Origin of the sequence: Acidovorax sp. DW039 (assembly GCF_037101375.1) — a bacterium.
Lineage (GTDB): Bacteria > Pseudomonadota > Gammaproteobacteria > Burkholderiales > Burkholderiaceae_C > Acidovorax.
In genome coordinates, this window is sequence record NZ_AP029019.1 from 3,062,775 (window position 1) to 3,087,782 (window position 25,008).

The 25,008-nt window shown below is 59.2% G+C and carries 18 protein-coding genes and 5 tRNA genes; 5 read left to right on the plus strand and 18 right to left on the minus strand.

Annotated features, from left to right (window positions below; all coding sequences use genetic code 11):
- Positions 1–150 precede the first annotated feature (150 nt).
- Both ilvD and AACH87_RS13665 read right to left on the minus strand, forming a co-directional pair.
- Complete coding sequence (gene ilvD, locus AACH87_RS13660; protein WP_338795009.1) at positions 151–2,010, minus strand: dihydroxy-acid dehydratase; 1,860 nt, start codon at positions 2,008–2,010, stop codon at positions 151–153.
- 143 nt (positions 2,011–2,153) lie between these two features.
- Positions 2,154–2,396: a TIGR04438 family Trp-rich protein gene (locus tag AACH87_RS13665; RefSeq protein WP_338795010.1), complete on the minus strand. Its 243-nt coding sequence runs from the start codon at positions 2,394–2,396 to the stop codon at positions 2,154–2,156.
- 116 nt (positions 2,397–2,512) lie between these two features.
- On the opposite strand from AACH87_RS13665, the gene AACH87_RS13670 reads away from it, so the two are divergent.
- Positions 2,513–2,818, plus strand: coding sequence for a c-type cytochrome (locus AACH87_RS13670; RefSeq protein ID WP_338795011.1), 306 nt, complete (start codon positions 2,513–2,515; stop codon positions 2,816–2,818).
- 131 nt (positions 2,819–2,949) lie between these two features.
- On the opposite strand, the gene AACH87_RS13675 is transcribed toward AACH87_RS13670, so the two are convergent.
- Together AACH87_RS13675 and acs are read right to left on the minus strand one after the other, a co-directional pair.
- Positions 2,950–3,414 carry a LapA family protein gene (locus tag AACH87_RS13675; protein ID WP_338798960.1) on the minus strand — a complete coding sequence of 155 codons (465 nt, stop codon included), beginning with the start codon at positions 3,412–3,414 and terminating at the stop codon, positions 2,950–2,952.
- A gap of 277 nt (positions 3,415–3,691) precedes the next feature.
- Entirely contained in the window at positions 3,692–5,686 is a 1,995-nt protein-coding gene (gene acs, locus AACH87_RS13680; RefSeq protein ID WP_338795012.1) for an acetate--CoA ligase, read from the minus strand.
- A gap of 185 nt (positions 5,687–5,871) precedes the next feature.
- On the opposite strand from acs, the gene AACH87_RS13685 reads away from it, so the two are divergent.
- Positions 5,872–6,465, plus strand: coding sequence for a TIGR00645 family protein (locus AACH87_RS13685; RefSeq protein ID WP_338795014.1), 594 nt, complete (start codon positions 5,872–5,874; stop codon positions 6,463–6,465).
- A gap of 36 nt (positions 6,466–6,501) precedes the next feature.
- Here AACH87_RS13685 and fumC read toward each other — a convergent pair whose 3' ends face one another.
- On the minus strand, positions 6,502–7,905 hold the full coding sequence (fumC, locus tag AACH87_RS13690) for a class II fumarate hydratase (protein ID WP_338795015.1): 1,404 nt from the start codon (positions 7,903–7,905) through the stop codon (positions 6,502–6,504).
- 290 nt (positions 7,906–8,195) lie between these two features.
- Here fumC and AACH87_RS13695 point away from each other — a divergent pair, with 290 nt between their 5' ends.
- Positions 8,196–9,752 carry a fumarate hydratase gene (locus AACH87_RS13695; protein WP_338795016.1) on the plus strand — a complete coding sequence of 519 codons (1,557 nt, stop codon included), beginning with the start codon at positions 8,196–8,198 and terminating at the stop codon, positions 9,750–9,752.
- Between the two features lie 117 nt (positions 9,753–9,869).
- Positions 9,870–10,769 (plus strand): glutamate racemase, encoded by a 900-nt coding sequence (locus AACH87_RS13700; protein ID WP_338795017.1) that lies wholly within the window; start codon positions 9,870–9,872, stop codon positions 10,767–10,769.
- 59 nt (positions 10,770–10,828) lie between these two features.
- On the opposite strand, the gene AACH87_RS13705 is transcribed toward AACH87_RS13700, so the two are convergent.
- The 13 genes from AACH87_RS13705 to AACH87_RS13765 form a co-directional block, all read right to left on the minus strand.
- Positions 10,829–11,353 (minus strand): YgjP-like metallopeptidase domain-containing protein, encoded by a 525-nt coding sequence (locus AACH87_RS13705; RefSeq protein WP_338795018.1) that lies wholly within the window; start codon positions 11,351–11,353, stop codon positions 10,829–10,831.
- 56 nt (positions 11,354–11,409) lie between these two features.
- Positions 11,410–12,036, minus strand: a complete 627-nt coding sequence (locus AACH87_RS13710; protein WP_338795019.1) for a DUF6806 family protein — start codon at positions 12,034–12,036, stop codon at positions 11,410–11,412.
- A 13-nt stretch (positions 12,037–12,049) separates the two neighbouring features.
- Positions 12,050–12,141, minus strand: a tRNA-Leu gene (locus AACH87_RS13715).
- A 134-nt stretch (positions 12,142–12,275) separates the two neighbouring features.
- Positions 12,276–12,351 (minus strand) — tRNA-Gly (locus AACH87_RS13720).
- 118 nt (positions 12,352–12,469) lie between these two features.
- A tRNA-Cys gene (locus AACH87_RS13725) sits at positions 12,470–12,543 on the minus strand.
- A gap of 51 nt (positions 12,544–12,594) precedes the next feature.
- Positions 12,595–12,670, minus strand: a tRNA-Gly gene (locus tag AACH87_RS13730).
- Between the two features lie 85 nt (positions 12,671–12,755).
- The gene (gene lon, locus AACH87_RS13735) at positions 12,756–15,185 is read right to left on the minus strand and encodes an endopeptidase La (protein WP_338795020.1); all 2,430 of its coding nucleotides are present in this window, start codon (positions 15,183–15,185) and stop codon (positions 12,756–12,758) included.
- Between the two features lie 145 nt (positions 15,186–15,330).
- A complete protein-coding gene (gene clpX, locus AACH87_RS13740; protein ID WP_338795021.1) occupies positions 15,331–16,596 on the minus strand; it encodes an ATP-dependent Clp protease ATP-binding subunit ClpX in 1,266 nt (421 codons plus the stop codon).
- 95 nt (positions 16,597–16,691) lie between these two features.
- Positions 16,692–17,300: an ATP-dependent Clp endopeptidase proteolytic subunit ClpP gene (clpP, locus tag AACH87_RS13745; RefSeq protein ID WP_338795022.1), complete on the minus strand. Its 609-nt coding sequence runs from the start codon at positions 17,298–17,300 to the stop codon at positions 16,692–16,694.
- Between the two features lie 123 nt (positions 17,301–17,423).
- Positions 17,424–18,737, minus strand: coding sequence for a trigger factor (gene tig, locus AACH87_RS13750; protein WP_338795023.1), 1,314 nt, complete (start codon positions 18,735–18,737; stop codon positions 17,424–17,426).
- A 75-nt stretch (positions 18,738–18,812) separates the two neighbouring features.
- Positions 18,813–18,899, minus strand: a tRNA-Leu gene (locus AACH87_RS13755).
- A 104-nt stretch (positions 18,900–19,003) separates the two neighbouring features.
- Positions 19,004–22,177 carry an efflux RND transporter permease subunit gene (locus tag AACH87_RS13760; protein ID WP_338795025.1) on the minus strand — a complete coding sequence of 1,058 codons (3,174 nt, stop codon included), beginning with the start codon at positions 22,175–22,177 and terminating at the stop codon, positions 19,004–19,006.
- 8 nt (positions 22,178–22,185) lie between these two features.
- Complete coding sequence (locus tag AACH87_RS13765) at positions 22,186–23,397, minus strand: efflux RND transporter periplasmic adaptor subunit (RefSeq protein ID WP_338795026.1); 1,212 nt, start codon at positions 23,395–23,397, stop codon at positions 22,186–22,188.
- Positions 23,398–23,864: 467 nt separating this feature from the next.
- On the opposite strand from AACH87_RS13765, the gene hpnC reads away from it, so the two are divergent.
- Complete coding sequence (gene hpnC, locus AACH87_RS13770) at positions 23,865–24,743, plus strand: squalene synthase HpnC (RefSeq protein WP_338795027.1); 879 nt, start codon at positions 23,865–23,867, stop codon at positions 24,741–24,743.
- The last annotated feature ends 265 nt before the right edge of the window (positions 24,744–25,008 follow it).

Sequence of the window (25,008 nt, forward strand, 5' to 3'; positions counted from 1 at the left end):
GAATCCATAGCAAAACCATAAAAAAAGGCCGCCAGGCAGTGATGCCTGGCGGCCTTTTGCATTGGGTCAGTGCATCCAGCCAAGCCACCACAAGTGCGCCGCTGCGCTGGTGGCGATGGCTGGAGCCTATGACTGCCGAGAGCGAGCCTCTCAGTCGTCCAGCAACGACAGATCGCGCACAGCGCCCTTGTCGGCCGACATGACCAGCTTGGCGTAGGCCTTGAGTGCGGCGGACACCTTGCGTGAACGTGGCTGTGCGGGCTTCCAGCCCTTGGCGTCCTGCTCGGCGCGGCGCTTGGCCAGTTCTTCGTCAGACACCAGCACGTTGATGCTGCGGTTAGGGATGTCGATGCGGATGCGGTCACCGTTCTTCACCAGGCCGATGGCACCACCGGCAGCCGCCTCAGGCGAGCAGTGGCCGATGGACAGGCCCGATGTGCCGCCAGAGAAGCGGCCATCTGTCAGCAGCGCGCAGGCTTTGCCCAGGCCTTTGGACTTGATGTAGCTGGTGGGGTACAGCATCTCTTGCATGCCGGGGCCGCCCTTGGGGCCTTCATAGCGCACGATCACCACATCGCCTGCCTTGACCTTGTCAGCCAGGATGTTGGCCACGGCTTCGTCCTGCGACTCGACAACGTGGGCGGGGCCTTCAAACACCAGGATGGATTCGTCCACGCCCGCTGTTTTGACCACACAGCCGTCCTTGGCGATGTTGCCAGTCAGCACGGCCAAGCCGCCTTCCTTCGAGAAAGCGTGTTCGTAGGCGCGGATGCAGCCTTCGGCACGGTCGGTATCCAGGCTGGGCCAGCGGGTGCTCTGGCTGAACGCCACCTGGGTGGGGATGCCTGCGGGGCCCGCCATGTAGAAGGTCTTCACCGCATCAGACGGGTTGCGCTTGATGTCCCACGCGTCCAGCGCTTCCTTCAGGCTCTTGCTGTGCACGGTGGGCACATCGGTGTGCAGCTTGCCCGCACGGTCCAGCTCGCCCAGGATGCCGTAGATGCCGCCTGCACGGTGCACGTCTTCGATGTGGTACTTGTTGGTGTTGGGTGCCACCTTGCACAGCTGGGGCACCGAACGCGACAGGCGGTCGATGTCCGCCATGGTGAAGTTGATCTCGGCCTCTTGCGCAATGGCCAGGATGTGCAGGATGGTGTTGGTGGAGCCGCCCATGGCGATGTCCAGCGTCATGGCGTTCTCAAAGGCCTTGAAGCCCATGGAGCGCGGCAGCACAGTGGCGTCCTCTTCTTCGTAGTAGCGCTTGCACAGTTCCACCGCCAGGCGGCCTGCGCGCTTGAAGAGCTGTTCACGGTCTGCGTGGGTAGCCACCACCGTGCCGTTGCCGGGCAGCGACAGGCCCAGGGCTTCGGTCAGGCAGTTCATGGAGTTGGCCGTGAACATGCCAGAGCAGGAGCCGCAGGTGGGGCAGGCAGAGCGCTCCACCTCAGCCACTTCGGCATCGCTGACCTTATCGTCGGCGGCCATCACCATGGCGTCGATCAGGTCGAGCTTCTTGAATTCGATCTTTTGGGTCTGTGGGTTGGCCAACTTGACCTTGCCAGCCTCCATGGGGCCGCCCGAGACGAACACCACCGGAATGTTCAACCGCATGGCGGCCATAAGCATGCCGGGGGTGATCTTGTCGCAGTTGGAGATGCACACCATGGCATCTGCGCAGTGCGCGTTGACCATGTACTCCACCGAGTCGGCAATGATGTCGCGGCTGGGCAGCGAATACAACATGCCGTCGTGGCCCATGGCAATGCCGTCGTCCACGGCGATGGTGTTGAACTCTTTGGCCACACCGCCCGCCGCCTCAATCTCTCGCGCCACCAGTTGACCCAGGTCCTTGAGGTGCACATGCCCGGGCACAAACTGCGTGAACGAGTTCACCACCGCGATGATGGGCTTGCTGAAATCGTCATCCTTCATGCCGGTGGCACGCCACAGCGAGCGGGCACCAGCCATGTTGCGACCAGCAGTGGATGTTTTGGAACGGTAGACGGGCATCGTGAGTTGGGAGATGGGTTTATCGGAGATCGAAAAGTGCGGGGGAATTATCCCCCAGCGGTTTTCGGGACTGAACGGGAGCAGCCCCGACGCACAGGGGGAATAGCCCCCCTGCCAAGGCGCTGAAACCGGCTGACGGCAGGTCAGCGCGGCTTGCGTGGGCGCATGCCCAGGGCTTCCTTGTTTTTGTTGATGCGGTCCTGCTTGCGCTGCTCCATGCGCTCTACAGCCTTGCGCTTGGTGTAGCCGGTGGCGTCAGCCCACCACCACCAAGCAGCCGTGGCACCAAACGAGCCCACAATCACCCACCAGGACCAGTTGGCTACCGGGCCGATTTCCATGTACTTGAGCAAAAGCAGCAGCAACGAAACGCCTAACAGATACATAGCAGGTTCCCCCAGGTAACGTGTGTCGCATTCGTTGACCAAAGACAACCACTGGTCAACCCGCTTCACTACAATCGCGTTAAAAGAACTGTAACCTAACCACAGGAAAACCCACCATGAAACGTGCCCTGATCACCATCGCCATGACGCTTGCCGTTGCAGCCCCCGCCATGGCTGACCAAGCACTGGCTACGTCCAAGAACTGCATGGCCTGCCACGCAGTGGACAAGAAGCTGGTGGGCCCTGCTTACAAAGATGTGGCCGCCAAGTACGCAGGCCAGAAGGACGCTGTGGACAAGCTGGCCACCAAGATCATCAAGGGCGGCTCTGGCGTTTGGGGCCCCGTTCCCATGCCCGCCAACGCTCAGGTGAATGAAGCAGAAGCGAAGAAGCTGGCTGCCTGGGTTCTGTCCATCAAGTAACTTCGCCGCTCAAGCTGCAGTGATCTGCAGCTGCGTAAAAAAGCCGAAGGCCTTATCGCCTGCGGCTTTTTTTCTTTGAATCGGGTTAGAGAGCCTGCGGGAGTGAACTCCTCGCCATGGCCCTGGGCTTCTCAAGGCGTAGAGGCAGGGCCGCTGACCAGCCTCTGCTCAAGCTGCCCCACATAGGCAGCAGTGGTGTTGTCCGTTTCCTGGGCGCGCGCGGTGAGCCGGGTCTCCAGGCTGTCGAGCCGGTTCATGAGGGTGGTGTGCCCCATGGTGTGCTGGTTTTCCAGAAATGCGCGCAGTTCGGTAAACCGAGATGCTTCCGCTTTGTCTGCCAGCTCACGCTGCGCCTGCATTTCTTTCGTGTGGCGGCGCGTTTCCAACAGAACCGTGCCCTGGAGCGAAAGCACATAAGCCACCAGCAGGACGCCAAGCAAGGCCGTAAGACCTAGCATGAGCAAGCCCAGTGGGGCATCAAAGGTGGCGAGTCCTACAGAAACGGCTGTGACAACGGACAGTGCTTCCCAGTTCAGGGCTGCCACCGTAGCAATGGCGGCAATGATCAACAACAGAAGTGTCGAGAGCATTTTCATGGAATGGTCCTTTTCAGTGGTTTCCCGCGGAGGTATTTGAATCGCGCCCGCCACAGGAGATCGGGACGGGTTCCGCATCAGCGCCTGTTGTAACGCATCCGGGTTACACCACACGGGCTGCGATGCAAATCGCGGCGCCATCCTACAGAACAGGCGAATACCCAAGGGCTGTTCCACATAACTCCCCCGGTCAAAGAGCGAGCCGCCATGAAAAAAGCGCCCGGCAGAGCGGGCGCTTTGGGTGGATACGGGGCGTGCCCCTCTCGCCATCAATGCATCAGTTGGTTTGCGCCAGCTGGTCGAGGATGGCGGGATTTTCCAAGGTACTGGTGTCCTGGGTGATGGACTCCCCCTTGGCAATACTGCGCAAAAGGCGGCGCATGATCTTGCCACTGCGGGTTTTGGGCAGGTTGTCACCGAACCGGATGTCTTTGGGCTTGGCAATGGGGCCGATTTCCTTGGCAACCCAGTTGCGCAACTCGTTGGCGATCTGCTTGGCTTCTTCGCCGGTGGGTCGGGCTCGCTTGAGCACCACAAAGGCACAGATGGCCTCGCCCGTCACATCGTCGGGGCGGCCCACCACGGCAGCCTCAGCCACCAGATCTGTCTTGGCAACCAGGGCCGACTCAATCTCCATCGTGCCCATGCGGTGGCCTGATACGTTCAGCACGTCGTCAATACGGCCAGTGATGCGGAAATAGCCCCGGTCGGCACTGCGAACAGCCCCGTCGCCAGCCAGGTAATAACCTTTGAGCTCTTCAGGGAAGTAGCTCTTCTTGAAACGCTCCGGGTCGTTCCAGATGGTGCGAATCATCGACGGCCATGGCTTTTTGATGACCAGAATGCCACCCGAGCCGTTGGGCACATCATTGCCCATTTCATCCACGATGGCTGCGGTGATGCCTGGCAGAGGCAGCGTGCAACTGCCGGGAACCAGTGGCGTAGCACCTGGCAAGGGGGTGATGACGTGGCCACCCGTTTCGGTCTGCCAGAAGGTGTCCACAATGGGGCAGCGCTCGCCACCCACGTTCTTGTAGTACCACATCCAGGCTTCGGGGTTGATAGGCTCGCCCACGCTGCCGAGGATGCGCAGACTGGACAGATCCGAACGCGCGGGATGCACGGCCGCATCTCCTTCAGCAGCCTTGATGAGAGAGCGAATGGCCGTCGGCGCGGTGTAGAAAATGGTGCACTTGTGGCGCTCAATCATCTGCCAGAAGCGGCCCGCGTTCGGGAAGGTGGGGATGCCTTCAAAAATGATCTGCGTTGCACCTGCCGCCAGAGGCCCGTATGCCACATAGGTATGGCCGGTAATCCAGCCAATGTCTGCCGTACACCAGAACACATCGTCAGGGCGCAGATCAAATGTCCAGTCCATGGTCATCTTCGCCCACAGCAGATAGCCGCCGGTGCTGTGCTGCACGCCCTTGGGCTTTCCGGTGGATCCGCTCGTGTAGAGGATGAACAGCGGGTGCTCTGCCCCCACAGCCACGGGGGCGCATTCAGTGCTTTGCCCTTCCAGCGCTTCGGCAAAGGTCTTGTCCCGCCCTTGCACCATGTTGCAGGCCGTGGCCGTGCGCTGGTACACAAACACGTTACGGATGGTGTCGCAGCCCCCCATGGCGAGGGCTTCGTCGATGATGGACTTGAGCGGCAACTCCTTGCCACCACGCATCTGGAAGTTGGCGGTGATGACGGCCACCGCACCCGCGTCAATGATGCGTTCGTGCACTGCCTTGGCGCTGAAGCCGCCAAAAACCACACTGTGCGTAGCGCCAATGCGGGCGCAAGCCTGCATGGCAATCACGCCCTCGATGGTCATGGGCATGTAAATCAAAACACGGTCGCCCTTGGCGACACCGTGGGCCTTGAGTGCATTGGCAAACTGGCTCACCCGCGCCAGTAACTCCTTGTAGGTGATCTTGGTGACCGTGCCGTCATCGGCTTCGAAGACGATAGCCGTCTTGTTTTCCGTGGGGGTGCCAATGTGCTTGTCCAGGCAATTGGCGCTGGCGTTCAACTCGCCATCGTCAAACCAGCGAAAGAACGGTGCGTTGGATTCGTCCAGCGTGCGGGTGAAGGGCTTGGTCCACCGCACATGGGCCCTGGCTTGCTTGGCCCAGAAGCCTTCGAAGTCTGCTTCAGCCTCCTTGCACAATGCCTCGTACCCTGCCATGCCCGAAACACGCGCAGCCTTGACGGTAGCGTCAGATGGCGGAAATACGCGGTTCTCTACCAGCACGGACTCGATGGCAGATGTGGTCGCACTCATGGTGTTGTCTCCTGGGTGATTGAAATAAGAATTGCAGGGTACTTTCTTCTGCAGCACTTACATGCTACTGACTGGAACAGGCCTATAAGAGCCTGCCAGACCTAGGGTTAGCCCTTGGCAGTTGTGGTGTCATGCGGGCCTCCTAAAATCGCGCACCTCCAGATAACCATCCAAGACAGGCTCGCATGTCCAATCCACAGAAACCACCAGCGCCCCTGCGCCCCCTGCCCTCACTGATTTTTGCCAGCCGCTGGTTGCAGCTGCCGCTGTATCTGGGACTGATACTGGCGCAGGCCGTGTACGTTTTCCACTTCTGGGTGGAACTGGTGCATCTGGTGGAGGCCGCTTTCGGGAACACCGCCGCACTCCAGAAACTGGTCGCCAGTATTGGTTACAAGAGCGATTTCGAGCCCACCGCGCTCAATGAAACGATCATCATGCTGGTCGTGCTTGCACTGATCGACGTGGTGATGATCTCCAACCTGCTCATCATGGTGATCGTGGGAGGTTACGAGACCTTTGTCTCGCGCCTGCACCTGGAAGACCACCCCGATCAGCCTGAATGGCTCAGCCACGTGAACGCATCCGTTCTGAAGGTGAAGCTGGCAACGGCCATCATCGGAATCAGCTCCATCCACCTGCTCAAAACCTTCATCAACGCCGCAAACTACGATCTCAAGGTGCTGATGTGGCAGACCATCATCCATATCGCGTTCCTGCTGAGCGCTTTGGCCATTGCGCTGACGGACCGCCTCATGTCGCACTCCGAAAGCCACTGATCAATCAGCTGCACACCACGGGTCCTGGCCCCAGCCTCACACCATGAGGCTGGGCACCACCCAAGCATCAAACTCTTCGGCGCTGACAAATCCAGAGGCAAGGGCGGCCTCCCGCAGGCTGAGCCCTTCCTTGTGTGCTTTCTTGGCGATAAAGGCCGCCTTGTCATAGCCAATATGAGGATTCAGGGCTGTCACCAGCATGAGGGACCTCTCCACCAGTTCGTCAATACGCTCATGGTTGGGCTCAATCCCTACGGCACAGTGCTGATCAAAGCTGCGCATGCCGTCCGCCATCAGCCGCACACTCTGCAAGAAGTTGTGTATCACCATCGGGCGAAACACATTCAGCTCGAAATTGCCTGACGCGCCGCCCACTCCAATCGCCACGTCATTGCCCATGACCTGTGCACAGGCCATGGTCAGCGCCTCGCACTGCGTGGGGTTGACCTTGCCAGGCATGATGGACGAGCCAGGCTCGTTCTCTGGAATGGAAATTTCACCCAGGCCACTGCGGGGGCCACTGGCCAGCCAACGCACATCATTGGCAATTTTCATCAGGCTTGCTGCAAGCCCCTTCAGCGCACCATGGGCATGGACCAGGGCATCACAGGTTGCCAACGCCTCGAATTTGTTCGGCGCACTGACCAGATTCAGCCCCGTCAGCTCAGCCAGTTCTTTGGCAACTGCCGCTGCGTAGCCTGCGGGGGCATTCAGCCCCGTCCCCACGGCCGTGCCCCCCAAGGCCAGCTCGCACAGATGCGGCATTGCTGCACGAAGATGCCGCTCCGCATGCTCCAGCTGTGCAACCCAGCCAGAAATCTCCTGCCCCAAGGTCAGGGGGGTAGCGTCCTGCAGATGGGTACGTCCTATCTTCACAATGTCGGCATAGGCCTGGGCCTTGGCGGCAAGAGTTGCACGCAGCCCATGCAAAGCAGGCAAAAGCCTGTGGGTCAACGCATCAACAGCTGCGAGATGCATTGCCGTGGGAAACACGTCGTTGCTGGACTGGCTCTTGTTGACATCATCGTTGGGATGCACCAGCCGCCCCTCCCCGCGCGGGCCACTGAGCAACTCGCTGGCACGGTTTGCCAGCACCTCGTTCATGTTCATGTTGGTCTGGGTGCCCGAGCCGGTCTGCCATACCACTAGCGGAAACTCCTCTTCGTGGGCTCCCGCAATCACTTCATCGCACGCAGCCACAATGGCCGTGGTGCGGGTGGCATCCAGCAAACCCAGATCGTGGTTGACGTAGGCGCTGGCCCGTTTAACCTGCGCGAGCGCGCGTATTAACTCGGTAGGCATGCGCTCACCTGAAATGGCAAAGTGGTGCAAAGACCGCTGTGTCTGCGCGCCCCACAGGCGTCGGGCGGGGACTTCAATGGGACCAAAGGTATCGCGCTCGGTTCTGTGTGCAGCCGCTTTGCCATTCTGAAGTGTCATATCGAAGTCCTGGGTGTGAAGAAAACAAGCGTGAACACGCCAACGAGCCACACCATGAGGCAAACCCAACTGGCAGCGCCCAGGTTGGCAGCGCACAGGTGCATTACGCCCAGCATAACGACCGAGCAGCGCTTTGCACAAGCAGGTCAAGCCAGACGCTGCGTGTAAGAACCTGTTCAAAGACCTCGTGCAGGACTCCATCAAGGCAGGGACAAGGCCCCTGACAGAACCACGCAAGCCCGCAGAGGGATAATCGAGGGCTGTCGATTTCTCCCATAACCATTCCCGCCATGACCACGACATCCATTCGCCAAGAAGACCTGATCGAATCCATCGCTGGTGCCTTGCAGTACATCAGCTACTACCACACCCCTGACTTCATCCAGCACTTGGCTCGTGCTTATGAGCGTGAACAAAGCCCGGCAGCCAAAGATGCCATGGCGCAGATCCTCACCAACTCCAAGATGAGTGCCACAGGCCAGCGCCCCATCTGCCAGGACACCGGCATCGTCAATGTGTTCCTGAAGGTCGGCATGGATGTGAAGTGGGAAGGCTTCACGATGGGCCTGGAAGACGCCATCAACGAAGGCGTGCGTCGTGGCTACAACCACCCCGACAACACTCTGCGTGCATCCGTAGTGGCAGACCCCCAGTTCGCCCGCAAGAACACCAAGGACAACACTCCGGCAGTGATCAGCGTGCAGATCGTGCCTGGCAACAAGCTGGACGTGACCGTGGCAGCCAAAGGCGGCGGCTCGGAGAACAAGTCCAAGATGATCATGATGAACCCCAGCGACAACCTGGTGGACTGGGTGCTGAAGACAGTGCCCACCATGGGTGCGGGATGGTGCCCTCCGGGCATGTTGGGCATCGGCATTGGCGGTACTGCGGAAAAAGCCGTGCTGCTGGCAAAGGAAAGCCTGATGGAAGACCTGAACATGTACGAGCTGCAACAGAAGGCGGCCCGTGGTGAAAAGCTGGATCAGGTGGAAGAACTGCGCCTGGAGCTGTTCGAAAAGGTCAACGCCTTGGGCATTGGCGCACAGGGCCTGGGTGGGCTGACCACCGTGCTGGACATCAAGATCAACATGTACCCCACGCACGCAGCCTCCAAGCCCGTGGCCATGATCCCCAACTGCGCGGCCACACGCCACGCCCATTTCGTGATGGACGGCTCTGGCCCCGTATACCTGGAAGCCCCCTCTCTGGACTTGTGGCCCAAAATTGACTGGGCCCCTGACTACAACAAGTCCACACGCGTGGACCTCAACACCCTCACCAAGGAGCAGGTGGCCAACTGGAAGCCAGGCCAGACCCTGCTGCTCAACGGCAAGATGCTCACGGGCCGTGATGCCGCCCACAAGCGCATTCAGGACATGCTGGCCAAGGGCGAGAAGCTGCCCGTGGACTTCACCAACCGGGTGATCTACTACGTGGGCCCCGTGGACCCCGTGCGCGATGAAGTGGTGGGCCCTGCTGGCCCCACGACCGCCACACGCATGGACAAGTTCACGGACATGATGCTGGCCCAGACCGGACTGATCGCCATGATCGGCAAGTCGGAGCGCGGCCCAGTCGCCATCGAAGCCATCAAGAACCATAAATCCGCCTATCTGATGGCGGTGGGCGGTGCCGCTTACCTCGTTTCCAAGGCCATCAAAAACGCCAAAGTGGTGGGCTTTGAGGACTTGGGCATGGAAGCCATCTACGAGTTCGACGTGGTGGACATGCCCGTGACCGTGGCGGTGGACGCTGGCGGCACCAGCGCGCACATCACAGGTCCTGCTGAATGGCAAAAGCGCATTGCTTCTGGCGAGTTCAAAGGCATCAGCGTAGCCGCTGCCTGATGATCTGATGGCAAAACCCGGGGCCGGCGTTCCGGGTTTTGCCGTTACCGCAGTTTCAAGGGCAGGACTCTCTGCCGCTTCTCAAGCAAATCTTCACCCCACCAAAACTGCCAAGTCATGGCATCAGATCAGACAGGGCCTGGCAGCCCCCAAGCAGGCCATCAAAAACCCATTGGCGTCTTTGACAGCGGGGTCGGTGGCCTCAGCGTATTGAAAGCACTGCAAGCGGAGCTGCCGCATGAGCGCTTTGTATACCTTGCCGACAGCGCCAACGCACCTTATGGGGAGCGTGGGGATTCGTATGTGGCCGCCAGAACCCATGCCATCAGCGACTACCTGCTCAGAACCCACGGCATCAAAGCCTTGGTCGTCGCCTGCAATACGGCGACAGCGGCGGCCATTCATGAAGTGCGTAGCGCTCACCCGACGTTGCCGCTGGTGGGTGTCGAGCCCGCACTGAAACCGGCGGTAGCTGCCACCCGAACAGGCCGAATTGGCGTCATCGGCACACGCGGCACCCTGGGCAGCACCAAATTCAACAAGCTGCTGGATTCCGTGCGGTCCCAAGCGTCATGGGTGGTTCAACCTTGTGATGGTCTGGCGCACGCGATTGAGCGCAGCGTGGCGCCTCCCCCCTCTGACGCAGAAGGGCCAGATGTGGGAGCCACTGAAACTGGAGCGCTTTGCACAAAGTACCTCCAGGCCATGGGGAAGTTTGGCAAGTCCCCTGGCCAGATCGACACCCTGGTGCTGGGATGCACGCACTACATTTTTGTCGCCCACGAATTAAGGGCGCTTGCCGGACCGCATGTCCAACTGATTGAAACAGGACAACCCGTCGCCAGGCAAACCCGCCGGCTGCTGGAAAGTGCAGGACTTTTAAGTCCAGAAAATCAGCAGACGACCCAATCTGCCGAATTGCGCCTTTTGACTACCGGTGCTGTAGAGATGCTGGAGGCAGCGGCCTTGCGTTGGATGGGCATCTCTTCGGACCAGTGCCAGCACGTAGCGGTATAAATAGTTCTTGCGCTTACAGGTAAAGCGCGAGCAGCTATCAATTAAATAGCAAACTCATATCACGCACTCTCCCAGAGCCTCTCTCCGGTGTACTCCAAGTGCGTGAGGTACAGACGGACATCCAGTTCCAGTTGATGGTATTGAGGCTCCATGTATTCGCAGAGCTTGTAGAAAGCCTTGTCATGCTCCTTCTCGCGGAGATGGGCAAGTTCGTGGACCACGATCATGCGCAAAAAAGCCTCGGGCACCTGCTTGAAAAGCGCTGCTATGCGAATCTCGTGCTTGGCTGTCAGCCGACCACCCTGGACACGAGAAACCGCGGTGTGCAAGCCCAAGGCATTGCGCACCACATGGATCTTGTTATCAAACAAGACCTTGTTGAGCGTGCCCGCTTGGCGTAGATACTGGCTTTTGATGTCTGCGACGAACTCGAACAAGCCTTTATCACTGCGGATCGCGTGCGGCTCGGGATATCGGCGCAAAAGCACCTGCGCCATTTTTCCTTGGGTCAGGAGATCGCGCGCTTGATCTCTCAAGGTCTGAGGGTAAGCCCCGAGGTAAGAGAGGTTGAGCTGCGATGGCATCAGACACCCAAAGGGATGTCGCCCGGTTCAGCAGGCGACCCCGTTATCCGGGTTGGTTAATGCAGATGGCGCGGACGACGCCCGCCACCATGGCCGCCTGCCGCGCCACCAGGCCCGCGAGGGGGCTTGCCGATTTCCAGCGAGTTCACAAGGGCATCGAAACGCTGAGTGAAAAGCTTGTCGATCTCAGCAACAACGCCCCCAAGCTCGGCACCATCAAAATGACGCTCCATCATGTTGACGACATCCTGAACGAGCAAATCACGCTGGATCTGCATGATGGCAGCAGGGGTGGGCCCCACGAAAAGCATCAAGAAGTCGTCGCGAGATTCTGCACCTTCACGACCATCTTCCTCTTCGAACTCAGCATCGTAGAAGGTCACTTCGAGGGCAGCCCCTACCTCGCAAAGCTCGTTCAGGCTCATGCACATCTCGTCCAGCGACTGGCGAAAGTCATCATCCCCCCGCACGGTCCAACACATCTGCAGAAGGTGCTCTTTGGGATCAAACTTGATGCCAGGCTCTTCTTCATAGGCGCTGGCAGCGCCATCCGCCAAAGAACGGGCTCCTGCATACTTCCACAAAGGCTTCAGAGCCTCTTGAAGCTGATCGAAGTCTGCATCGGCACGGAGTTGCACCTGTCCGTGGACGTGAATTTCGAAGGGAGCGTTGTAACTTGACATGATTGAATCGTAGTGGTGCCCCGAGCCGGGGTCGAACCGGCACGCCCCTTTTCAGGAAGCGGCGGATTTTAAGTCCGCAGTGTCTACCAATTTCACCATCGGGGCGCAGCCTACCTGAAGGACAGCCGCCTGACCCTGGCGCATGCGAAGGCCCATGTTAACGCGCACAAGACATGCACGAAATTCCTCGCAGCGACCGAACCAAGAAAAAAGGGAAGCCAAAGCTTCCCTTTTGAATATGGAGCGGGAAAAGAGTCTCGAACTCTCGACCTCAACCTTGGCAAGGTTGCGCTCTACCAACTGAGCTATTCCCGCATTTACCAACACATCACTGTATCAGCAGTGACTTAAATTATAACACCAAATTTTTTGATTTTCAAACCATCAAAAAATTTTTAACTTACCCGACACGCTTTGCGTGTCAACCACAACCTGGAGGCGCGGTCCGGAGTCGAACCGGACTAACCGGATTTGCAATCCGGGGCATAACCGCTTTGCTACCGCGCCGTAATCCAATGCTTTGGCGAAAAAGGGAAGCTTAGCTTCCCTTTTCAAATTTGGAGCGGGAAAAGAGTCTCGAACTCTCGACCTCAACCTTGGCAAGGTTGCGCTCTACCAACTGAGCTATTCCCGCAATTTACCGAAGCCTCACATTGTACAACGTTTGCTGCGATGGAGTGAATTGTAGCGCATTTTTTGGAGCTTTTCAGAAAAAACGCTTAATGCTTCAAAGAATCGCCAGTGGAAGCTGCCACGGCCTTGTCAGTCGCTGCGGAGACCACGGCAGTAGCCTCCTCGTCTGACAGGGGCACTGGCTTTCGCTCCAGAGCGATCTCAAGCACCTTGTCGATCCATTTGACGGGAACGATCTCCAGCCCACTTTTGACGTTATCGGGAATCTCTTGGAGATCCTTCACGTTTTCCTCAGGAATCAATACGGTCTTGATTCCGCCGCGCAGGGCTGCAAGCAGCTTTTCTTTCAACCCGCCAATGGCCGTAACCTCACCACGGAGAGTGATTTCACCCGTCATCGCCACATCACCGCGCACGGGAATACCAGTCAAGGCTGAAACGAACGCAGTCGTCATAGCGGCACCGGCACTTGGACCATCCTTGGGTGTAGCGCCGTCGGGCACGTGAATATGCACGTCACGCTTTTCAAAGACTTCATCTTTGATACCCAGCAACTTGGCACGACTGCGAACCACAGTGCGCGCAGCCTCGACGGACTCCTTCATGACGTCACCCAACGAGCCGGTGCGTGTGATCACCCCTTTGCCCGGCATGGTGGCGGCTTCAATGGTCAGCAGGTCGCCACCCACTTCTGTCCAGGCAAGACCCACAACCTGCCCCACCTGGTTCTGCTGCTCGGCACGGCCATACGTGAATTTGCGAACCCCCAGAAAGTCCGGGAGGTTGTCCTCAGTTACCACCACCTGAGGAGTCAGCTTTTTCAACTGCAGCCCCTTCACTACCTTGCGGCAGATTTTGGACAGTTCTCTTTCCAGCGAGCGGACTCCCGCCTCACGGGTGTAGTAGCGGACCATGTCACGCACCGCGCCTTCGGTGACCAAAAGCTCTTCGTCCTTCACACCGTTGTTCTCCAGCTGCTTAGGCAGCAAATAGCGCATTGCGATGTTGGTTTTTTCGTCTTCCGTGTAACCGGACAGGCGAATGACCTCCATCCGGTCCAGCAAAGCTGGGGGGATGTTCATGGAATTCGACGTGGCGACAAACATCACGTCGCTCAGATCAAAATCCACTTCCACGTAGTGATCACCAAAGGTGTGGTTCTGTTCTGGGTCCAAAACCTCCAGCAGCGCACTGGAAGGATCACCTCGGAAATCGGTGCCCAGCTTGTCAATCTCGTCCAGCAAGAACAACGGATTACGGGTGCCAACCTTCGAGAGACTCTGCAAAACTTTCCCCGGCAGAGCACCAATGTAGGTGCGGCGATGGCCACGGATTTCTGCTTCGTCGCGCATACCACCCAAAGCCATGCGCACATATTTACGCCCAGTGGCTTTGGCAATCGATTGCCCCAGAGAAGTCTTACCGACACCTGGTGGGCCCACCAGACACAGGATGGGGGCTTTGACCTTGTCGACACGCTGCTGAACAGCAAGGTACTCAAGGATGCGGTCCTTGACCTTGTCCAGACCAAAGTGATCCTCATTGAGCACGCCTTCTGCGTTCACGAGGTCGTGCTTGATTTTGGTCTTCTTGGACCAAGGCAGCGCAGTCAGCACGTCAATGTAATTGCGGACCACGGTAGCCTCTGCCGACATGGGCGACATCAGCTTGAGCTTCTTCAGCTCCGCTTCGGCCTTTTTGCGGGCTTCAGCGGGCATCTTTGCGAGCTTGATCTTTTTCTCAATCTCTTCGATATCCGCACCCTCGTCGCCCTCGCCGAGTTCCTTCTGGATGGCCTTGACCTGCTCGTTGAGATAGAAGTCGCGCTGGTTCTTCTCCATCTGCCGCTTTACACGGCCACGAATCTTCTTGTCGACATTGAGGATGTCCACCTCGCGATCCAGCTGCTCGAAAAGGTTTTCAAGGCGAGCCTTCACATCGGAGAGGTCCAGTACCACCTGCTTGTTTTCCAACTTGAGGGGAAGGTGCGCAGCAATGGTGTCAGCCAATCGACCTGGATCATCGATGCTGGCTATAGAGGTCAGAATTTCAGGCGGAATCTTCTTGTTCAGTTTGACGTACTGATCAAACTGCTGCATGACCGCACGGCGCAGGGCTTCGATTTCGCTGGGTTTACCCGTGTCACCACCGGCCTCCACAGGCGCAACCGTCGCAGTGAAATGCGTTTCGGCGTCCTCAATGGAAGTGACCAATGCGCGCTGCTGCCCCTCCACCAGAACCTTCACGGTGCCATCGGGCAACTTCAACATCTGCAGGATCGTGGAGACGCAACCCACATCGAACATGTCAGAGACAGAAGGCTCATCCTTCGCAGCAGCCTTTTGGGCCACAAGCATGATCCGTCGCTCGGACTCCATCGCCAGTTCCAGAGCCTTGATGCTCTTTGGCCGCCCGACGAACAAGGGAATGACCATGTGAGGAAAGACCACCACATCGCGCAAAGGCAACAGTGGCAGGTCGATGGGGGTTGCAGGTAGGGGGGTATGTCCGGACATGGAAATCCTCAGTGATTTCTGTGGAAATGGGTCCACAAGCGGGGATTTTCAACCCTTGCACGCAGCCTCACTGGCACAAGGGTTGACGGATAGGCAGATGAGGGAGCGGGTGTCAGCATCAGAGATGACACCCACGCAAGGCTTCTCAGGCCTTCTTGGCGGCTTCGCGATACACGAGAAGCGGCGGCTTGTTCTCTTCGATGGTGGACTCGTCCACCACCACCTTTTCAACATTGCTGCTGTTGGGAAGATCAAACATGGTGCCAATCAGCGCCTGCTCCAAGATGGAGCGCAGCCCGCGAGCACCAGTCTTCCGCGCCAAGGCCTTGCGTGCGATTGCTTTCAAGGCTGCAGGGCGAACCTCCAGCTCGACACCTTCCATGCTCAACAGCTTGCTGTACTGCTTGACCAGCGCATTCTTGGGCTCAGTCAGAATCTGCACCAAGGCATCCTCGCTCAACTCAGCCAGCGCTGTGACCACCGGCATGCGCCCCACCAATTCCGGGATGATGCCGAACTTGATGAGATCCTCAGGCTCGATTTCCTGGAAGACATCTGTCAGTGATCGCTGCTTCTTACTGCGTACTGCGGCACCAAAGCCGATTCCCGAAGCTTCTGTTCGGTTCTCGATCACCTTCTCCAGACCAGCGAAGGCGCCCCCGCAGATAAAGAGGATGTTGGTCGTATCGATCTGGAGGAAATCTTGATTGGGATGTTTGCGCCCACCCTGGGGCGGCACACTCGCCATAGTCCCTTCGATCAGCTTGAGCAAAGCCTGCTGCACGCCCTCACCAGAGACATCGCGCGTGATGGAAGGGTTGTCTGACTTGCGGGAAATCTTGTCGATTTCATCGATGTAGACAATGCCGCGCTGTGCGCGCTCCACATCGTAGTTACAGCTTTGCAGCAGCTTTTGGACGATGTTCTCCACGTCCTCACCCACATAGCCTGCTTCGGTCAATGTGGTGGCGTCTGCCATGACAAAAGGAACGTCCAACATCCGGGCCAGGGTTTGAGCCAGCAATGTCTTGCCCGAGCCCGTTGGGCCAATCAGCAAAATATTGCTCTTGGACAGCTCCACATCATCCTTGAGCGCCTTGTCTTTGTGGCGAAGACGCTTGTAGTGGTTGTAGACCGCAACTGCGAGGGTTCGCTTGGCAAAGTCCTGGCCAATGACGTAGTTGTCGAGATTGGTTTTGATCTCTACAGGCGTGGGCAGGTCACTGCGCGCTTCCTTAGACAGTTCGCCGACAGGCAATTCGTCACGGATGATTTCATTGCACAGCTCAATGCACTCGTCGCAGATAAAGACCGACGGACCAGCGATCAGCTTCTTTACCTCATGCTGGCTTTTACCGCAGAAGGAGCAGTAAAGGGTTTTTTCGCTGGAAGAGCCTTTTTTCTCGGCCATGGAGCAATGCCTTGTTACGGAAAGTTGTCAGGATGATAACCAAATAAAAACGGCGTCTTCCCTGAGGGAAAACGCCGCCCAGTCTTCTGCCGGGATCAGGCGCGCTTGCTGATCACCTGGTCCACCAGGCCATAGTCTTTGGACTCGTCTGCAGATAGGAAGTAGTCACGCTCGGTGTCACGCTGGATCTTCTCCAGAGGCTGACCTGTGCGCTCGGCAAGGATCTTGTTGAGCTGCTCACGGGTCTTCAGAATCTCGCGGGCATGGATCTCGATCTCCGTCGCCTGACCTTGCATGCCGCCCAGAGGCTGGTGAATCATGACCTTGGAGTTGGGCAGAGCAAAGCGTTTGCCCTTTGCACCAGCGGCCAGGAGGAACGCACCCATGCTGGCTGCCATGCCCGTGCACAGGGTAGACACATCGGGCTTGATGAAGTTCATCGTATCGAAAATGGCCATGCCAGCACTGACCGAGCCACCAGGCGAATTGATGTAGAAGGAAATGTCCTTGTCAGGATTTTCACTTTCCAGGAACAGCAGCTGCGCCACCACCAGGTTAGCAGTCTGGTCGTTCACAGGCCCTACCAGAAAAATGACGCGCTCTTTGAGCAGACGCGAATAAATGTCGTAAGACCGCTCACCACGGCCCGACTGTTCAATGACCATTGGGACCATGCCCAAGCCTTGTGTTTCCAGTGCGCTCATATTTTTCTCCAGTCAAGCAGATACTGTACCCAGAAATGAATTGGGGCTTGTGCAGAAAAGCACAAGCCCCTTGTCAGGTGTTGCCACCGGCTTTCACAAGCCGATCTGCCAGCGGCAAAGGGCTTAGCCCTGCTGACCCATCAGCTCGTCGAACGACACGGCCTTGTCCACAACCTTGGCCTTGCTCAGCACGAACTCGGTCACGTTGTTTTCGATCACAACCGCTTCCACCTCTGCCAGACGCTGACGGTCGCTGAAGTACCAGCGCACGACATCTTCTGGCTTTTCATAGCTGGCTGCCAGCTCGTCGATATGGGCCTTCAGTTGCTCTGGCTTGGCTTGCAGCTCATTGGCGCGCACCAGCTCAGCAACCACCAGACCCAGACGCACGCGGCGCTCGGCTTGGGGACGGAACACATCTTCTGGAATCTCGGCCTTGTCGGCGTCCTTGATGCCACGTTGCTTCAGCTCGGCACGTGCACCTTCCATCAAACGGGCGATTTCTGCCTGCACGCTGGCATTGGGCAGATCCAGCTCGGCCTTGGCCACCAAGGCGTCCATCACGGCTTGCTTGTTACGGGCCAGCAGACGGAACTTGACTTCGCGCTCCAGGTTCTTCTTGATGTCTGCACGCAGACCTTCCACGGAACCATCGGCGATACCCAGGGACTTGGCCAGGGCGTCGTTGACTTCGGGCAGATTGGCAGCTTCGATTTTCTTGACCGTCACCAGGAAGTCGGCGGTCTTGCCGGCCACATCCTTGCCGTGGTAATCCGCAGGGAATGCCAGAGGGAAAGTCTTGCTCTCGCCAGACTTCATGCCGCGCACGGCGTCTTCAAATTCCTTGAGCATCTGGCCTTCGCCGACCAGGAACTGGAAGCTCTCAGCCTTGCCGCCGTCAAAGGGCTCACCGTCAATTTTGCCTTCGAAGTCCACAGTCACGCGGTCGGTGTCCTGGGCTGCTGCATCCGCGGCGCGCTGGGCGAAGGTGCGGCGTTGCTTGCGCAGGATTTCGATGGTCTTGTCGATGGCCGCATCGGTCACATCAGCAGACAGCTTTTCGATTTCAGCACCAGACAGGTCGGCAATCTTGACTTCGGGGAACACTTCAAAGATCGCGTCGAAAGTGACTTGACCTTCAGGAGCGCCTTCCTTCTCGGTGATGCGGGGCTGGCCAGCAACACGCAGATTGGCTTCGTTGGCGGCTGTTGCAAAGGCTTCGCCCACCTTGTCGTTCAGCACTTCGTACTGCACGGAGTAGCCATAACGCTGAGCCACCACATTCAGAGGCACCTTGCCAGGACGGAAACCATCCATCTTGACTGTGCGAGCCAGGCGCTTGAGACGCGAATCCACTTCAGACTGGATCAGGGTGACGGGCAGGCTGAGCGTGATCTTGCGCTCGAGCTTTTCAAGGGTTTCAACAGTAACGGCCATGGCTTTTCCTCTTATGAATGTGGATCGTGCTGGCTGCAGCGCAGCAGCGCCGTGTTCCGCAAAGTCTCACATGGATGGTGCGCGGGGGGGGACTCGAACCCCCACACCATTGCTGGCGTCAGGACCTAAACCTGGTGCGTCTACCAATTTCGCCACCCGCGCGGTTCAACAAACAAACAGGTGGCGAGCACTGCGAGCCACCTGTGTGAAATCGGTCAACCTTCTATTTTAGCCTGATGTGAGGACCTGCAGAAAGAAGATACGTTTCAATGCACTTCTGCAGCCGGTTTGCGCACGCGGAACCAGGCCGCATACATGGCGGGCAAAGCCAACAGGGTCAGCACCGTGGCAACGACCAAACCGCCCATGATGGCGACCGCCATGGGCCCCCAGAACACGCTGCGCGACAGCGGGATCATGGCCAGCACGGCTGCAGCCGCAGTCAGCACAATAGGCCGCAAACGGCGCACCGCAGATTCCACGATGGCGTCCCAAGCGGGAACTCCGCGTTGGCGGTCCTGCTCAATCTGGTCGATGAGGATCACCGAGTTGCGCTGGATCATGCCCATCAAGGCAATCACCCCGAGCAGCGCCACAAAGCCGAAGGGCCGGTTGAGCAACAGCAACGCACCCGCAACACCCGCCAAGCCCAAGGGGCCGGTCAGAAACACCAGCATGGCGCGGCTGAAGCTGTGCAGCTGCAGCATGAGCAAGGTAAAGGTGATGAACAGCATGATCGGGATGCCCGCCGCAATGGACGCAGACCCCTTTGAGCTTTCCTCCACAGCCCCGGCGACTTCTATGCGGTAAGCATTCTGCCCGGCGGCATGCCACTTCGCCTCGATCTCGCGCAGGGACGGCAGCAGCGCGCTGGTGACAGTAGCCCCCTGCATGCCTTCTGTCACGTCGCCCTGTACCGTGATGGCGTAGTCGCGGTTCTCGCGCCACATCACACCAGGTTCCCAGGTGAACACAGGCTTGGCAATCTGCGTCAGCGGTATCGACTTGCCCGAGGCCGTTGGCAGATAGGCGCTGCCGATATCGGTAATGGCGTCCCGCTCATCCAGCGGTTGGCGCAGCACGATATCGATGAGCTTGTCGCCCTCGCGGAATTGCCCGATCTGCGAGCCCGCCAGGATGATCTTGGCAGCCTGAGCGATCGACTGGCTGGTGACACCCAAGGCGCGTGCCTTGTCCTGATCCACCTCCATGCGCACCACTTTGACCGACTCGTTCCAGTTGTCGTTCACGCCACGCATGTCCGCGTTCTTGCGCAGCACTGCTTTCACCTCATCGGCGCGCTCGCGCAAGACGCGCGGATCAGGCCCCATGACGCGGAACTGCACGGGGTACGCCACCGGAGGCCCGTTGGGCAGCAGCTTCACACGGCCACGCACCTCAGGAAACTCCTCCGCCAGCAAAGTCGGCAGCTTGATGCGCAAGGACTCGCGCACAGCCAGATCCTTGGGCAGCACGATCATCTGCGACACGTTGGTTTGAGGCAGCACCTGATCCAGCGGCAGATAAAACCGCGGAACGCCCGAGCCGACCCAGGTGCTGACGCTGTTCACTCCAGGCTCGTTCAGCAGACGCTGCTCCACCCGTTTGGTGACTGCCTCATTCCCCTCGAACGAAGTGCCTTCGGGAAACCAGACCTCCACCAGAATTTCAGGCCGACTGGAGTCGGGGAAGAACTGCTGCTGCACCTTCCCCATGCCCACGATGCCCAGCACGAAAGTGAGGATCGTCAGGCCAATCGTGATCCAGCGGTGCTGCACACACCAGTTCACCAAACGGCGGAAGGTCATGTAGAACGGGCTGTCGAACACCTCGTGCGGGTCTTCAGAAATACCCTTTTGCGCCTGCGCAGCCTGCACATGCGGCGGCACCTTGAGCAGCAGAGTACCCAGGTAGGGAACGAAATACACCGAGACGATCCACGACAGGACGAGCGAAATGACCGTCACCGCAAAGATCGCAAACGTGTACTCCCCCGTCATGGACTTGGCAATGCCAATGGGCAGGAAACCCGCCGCAGTGATCAACGTACCCGTCAGCATCGGCATGGCCGTCAATTCGTAGGCAAAGGTGGCCGCGCGCACCTTGTCGTAGCCCTCTTCCAGCTTCAGCACCATCATTTCCACGGCGATGATGGCGTCGTCCACCAGCAGCCCCAGCGCGATGATGAGGGAGCCCAGCGAAATCTTGTGCAACCCGATGTTCCAGTACCACATGGCAAGGAACGTCACGGCCAACACCATGGGGATGGTCACTGCCACCACCAGGCCAGGACGTGGGTCGATGTACCAGCGCTTCCATAAAGGCTGTTGCCCGGCACGCTTGTGCAGGCCCAGGCTGATGAAGCTCACGGCCAGAACAATCACCACCGCCTCGATGAGCACCTTGACGAACTCATTCACCGAAGTGGCCACTGCCTTGGGCTGGTCCTGCACGTTCACCAGTTTGACGCCCGCAGGCAGGGTCGCGCTGATGTGCTGGGCAGCTTTTTCCAGCGCCTTGCCCAGGGCAATGATGTCGCCCCCCTTGGCCATGGAGATGCCCAGCGCGATCACTTCGCGCCCTTGGTGGCGCACCTTGACGGTGGCTGGATCCACATAACCGCGCTTGACCTCGGCAATATCCCCCAGGCGGAACTGCGCACCGTTGGGGCCCCGCACAGGCATGGCGCGCAAGTCTTCGATGGCGTTGAACTGGCCACCGACCCGCACCTGCACCTGATCAAGAGGCGTCTGCACCGCACCCGCTGACTCCACCGCGTTCTGCTGCCCCAGTTGCGACAACACCTGGTTGAAGTCCAGCCCCAACTGCGACAGGCGCTTTTGCGAGACCTCGACAAACAGCTTTTCATCCTGCACGCCAAACTGCTCGACCTTGGCCACATCAGGCACCCGCAGCAGTTGCTGGCGCACATCGTCAGCAAACGTCTTGAGCTCGGCATAGGAGAAGCCTTCGGACTCCAGCGCGTAGATCACGCCATAGACGTCACCGAACTCGTCATTGAAAAACGGGCCCTGGATGCCGCTGGGCAAGGTGTAGCGCATGTCGCCCACCTTTTTACGCACCGTGTACCAGACATTGGCCACGTCCCCCGGACGGGACGAGTCCTTGATCTGGAAGATGATCTGCGACTCGCCGGGCTTGGAATAGCTGCGGATCTTGTCGGCATAGGGCACTTCCTGCAGCGTGCGCTCGATCTTGTCGGTCACCTGCTCGGCCATCTGCTGCGCAGTGGCCCCCGGCCAATAGGTACGCACCACCATCACCCGGAAGGTGAACGGAGGGTCTTCGTCCTGACCGAGCTGGAAGTACGCTGCGAAGCCCAGCAGCATCAGCACCACCATGAGGTAACGGGTCAGCGCCGGATGATCTAGCGCCCACTTGGAGAGGTTGAACCCCTCTTTGGGTTGGTTCTGGCTCATGGTTCGCCTCACTTTGCCGAGGCAGAAGCAGCTGCCGCCGCCGCAGATGCACCAGCGGACGATGCAGGCGCTACTGAATTAGTAGCTTGCTGCGCTGTACTGGCGGGCGCTGGAGCATATTTTTGCTGATAAACCGTGACCTTTTGTCCAGGCGAGAGCACATGCACCCCGGTGGAGACCACCTGCATGCCGGGCGCAAGGCCTGAGGCCACCACCGCCTCGTTGCCGTCGGCAGTGGCAATCTGGATGACTTGCGACTTCACGGTGCTGCTCGCAGGGTCATACACCCACACAGCGGTGGCCTGTCCTTCCTGGCGCAGGGCACTCGTGGGCAACTTGATGGCCGGGGTACCCGCGTGGCTCAAGGCCTTGGGGGTAACATACACGGTGGCGCCCAGGGCGGGTGATTCCGCGCGGTCAATGGCTACCTTGACCTGGAAAGTCCGCGTGCTTGCGTCGGCGCTGGCGGCCACTTCGCGCACTTTGCCCGCAATGCTGTCGCCGCCAGACCAGCCGCGCACCATCACCTCCTGGCCCACCGCCATGAGGCCTACCTTGTCTTCGGGAACGACAAACACCACATCGCGAGCGCCGTCCTGCGCGATGCGCACCACGGGCGTCCCGGCAGACACGACCTGCCCAGGCTCTGCATCAATGCCGGTGATGACCCCCGACGCGTCCGCCACCAGGCGTGTGTACTCCGCCTGGTTGCCTTGCGAAGCCAACTGCGCACGGGCCTGATCCAGCGTGGCCTGGGCAGCCTTGAGGGTGGTGTCACGGCGCTCCAGCTCTGCACCGCTGATGAAGTTCTGGTCTTTCAGCGCTGCATAGCGCTTGAAGTCCGCGGCAGCCAGATCGCGCTGCGTGGCAGCGGCGGCCACCTGGGCACGGGCGGCCTCGGTAGCCAGCTGGTAGTCCTTAGGGTCCAGCTGGGCCAGCACATCGCCCGCCTTCACACGCTGCCCCAGTTCAGCCTGGCGCTTGATGATCTTGCCCGCCACCCGGAAGCCGAGGCGGGACTCGATGCGCGCACGCACCTCACCGGCGTACTCCACCTGCGCCTCCAGCGGGCTGACGCCCACCGTCATCAACTTGACAGAGCGCACAGGCTCGGGTGCAGGCTCGGGGCGGGAACAGGCCACCAGCAAAGCGGCGACGCCCACAAGCGGCAAATACCTGGTGAACCTGTCAACGGGCCGCAAGGCGGAGGATGTGCGCATGGGAAATCCGGTAGTGAAAATAATGCAGCAAGCGATGCAGCGGCCACAGCACGTACCCCGTGCCGCCACACCGCAACCAGAAGCCTGTCAGCGCCCTGCCCTTCGTCCCCGTCAAAGCGGTACTACGTCTTTCGGTGCCTGCATCTGCGAAACCACTGGCACCACAGCCTAAGGCAATCCGCCAAACCACGGGCCATGCCCATGGCGCAGCAGTCACCAGCACAGCAGAGCCAAGCCGCCGCTCCATAGCGCCGCACCGCAGATTTGACCCGCGTATCCCGCGCATATGCACGACAAACATGCACGACAAAATGGCGCGCACAAGACAAGGAAAAGACCCCAACAGGCTTGCGTAGCCAGTATCCCAAACGGTTACTGACTGACCGGTTAGTAATCTATGAGAACCCCACACCCCTTGTCAAGCGACAATCCATGGCCTGACGAAAACCGAACCACGCATCCAGCCCGTGACACAGCCCTTGCATTCCACCGCTCACCCACCCAGCCAGCAACCCCAGGCTGTCACCCACTACGAGAACTTTCCGGTGGCATCACTGTTGTGTCCACCCCACCTGCGTGCCCCCATCCAGGCCATCTATGCCTTCGCTCGCACGGCAGACGATATTGCCGATGAAGGAGATGCCACACCCGCCCAGCGTTTGGCAGAACTCAGCGCCTTTGAGGCCGATCTGCAGGCCATCGCCCAGGGGGAGCGCCCCTCGCCCCGTTGGCAAAACGTATTCATTCCCCTGCAGGCTCAGATGCAGCGCCATCGCCTGCCTGTGGATCTGCTGCGCGACTTGCTCAGCGCGTTTGCGCAAGACATTGAAAAAACACGTGATGCAGAAGGCTATGCAGACCGCGCCGAGCTGCTGGACTATTGCCGCCGCTCTGCCAACCCCGTGGGCCGGCTGCTGCTGCACCTCTACGGTGTGCAAAGCGCCCAGGCGCTGCAAGAGAGTGATGCCATTTGCACCGCATTGCAGCTCATCAACTTCTGGCAAGACCTGAGTGTGGACATTCCGCGGGGCCGCCACTACCTGCCCCGCTCAGATTGCGCAGCCCACGGTGCTTGTCAGGCCGACTTGCTGGCGCTGGAGAACACGCCGCAGAACATCGACCTGATCCAGGACTGCGCCGCCTGGGCCCGCACCACCATGTTGCGTGGAACCCCTCTGGTGCACCGCCTGCCCGGCCGCGCCGGATGGGAACTGCGCCTGGTGGTGCAGGGAGGCCTGCGCATCCTGGACAAGGTGGATGCCCTGCACGGTGGCAGCCTGCACACCCGTCCGCGCCTGCATGCGTGGGACTGGTGCGTCATGCTGGGCCGTGCACTGGCGATGTAAGAAAGATTCATGGGCAGCAAGTGCCGCCGAATAGTGGCGCTTGCACAACCAGCCAGCCCTCCAGGAAAAACAGGCCCTGGCGCTTTATAGACGAGCGCAAGCAGCTATCAAATCAATAGCAAATCAATTTTGCTGCAGAGAGATTCCACGCAACTCCGCCGCGCAGGGCACAGGGATTGCGAGCATGTGCCTGCCACCCGCTGCCCGCTAGGGTGGCGACCTGCACCCTTTCACCCATTGCGCACAAGGGCGACCCAACAGGTCT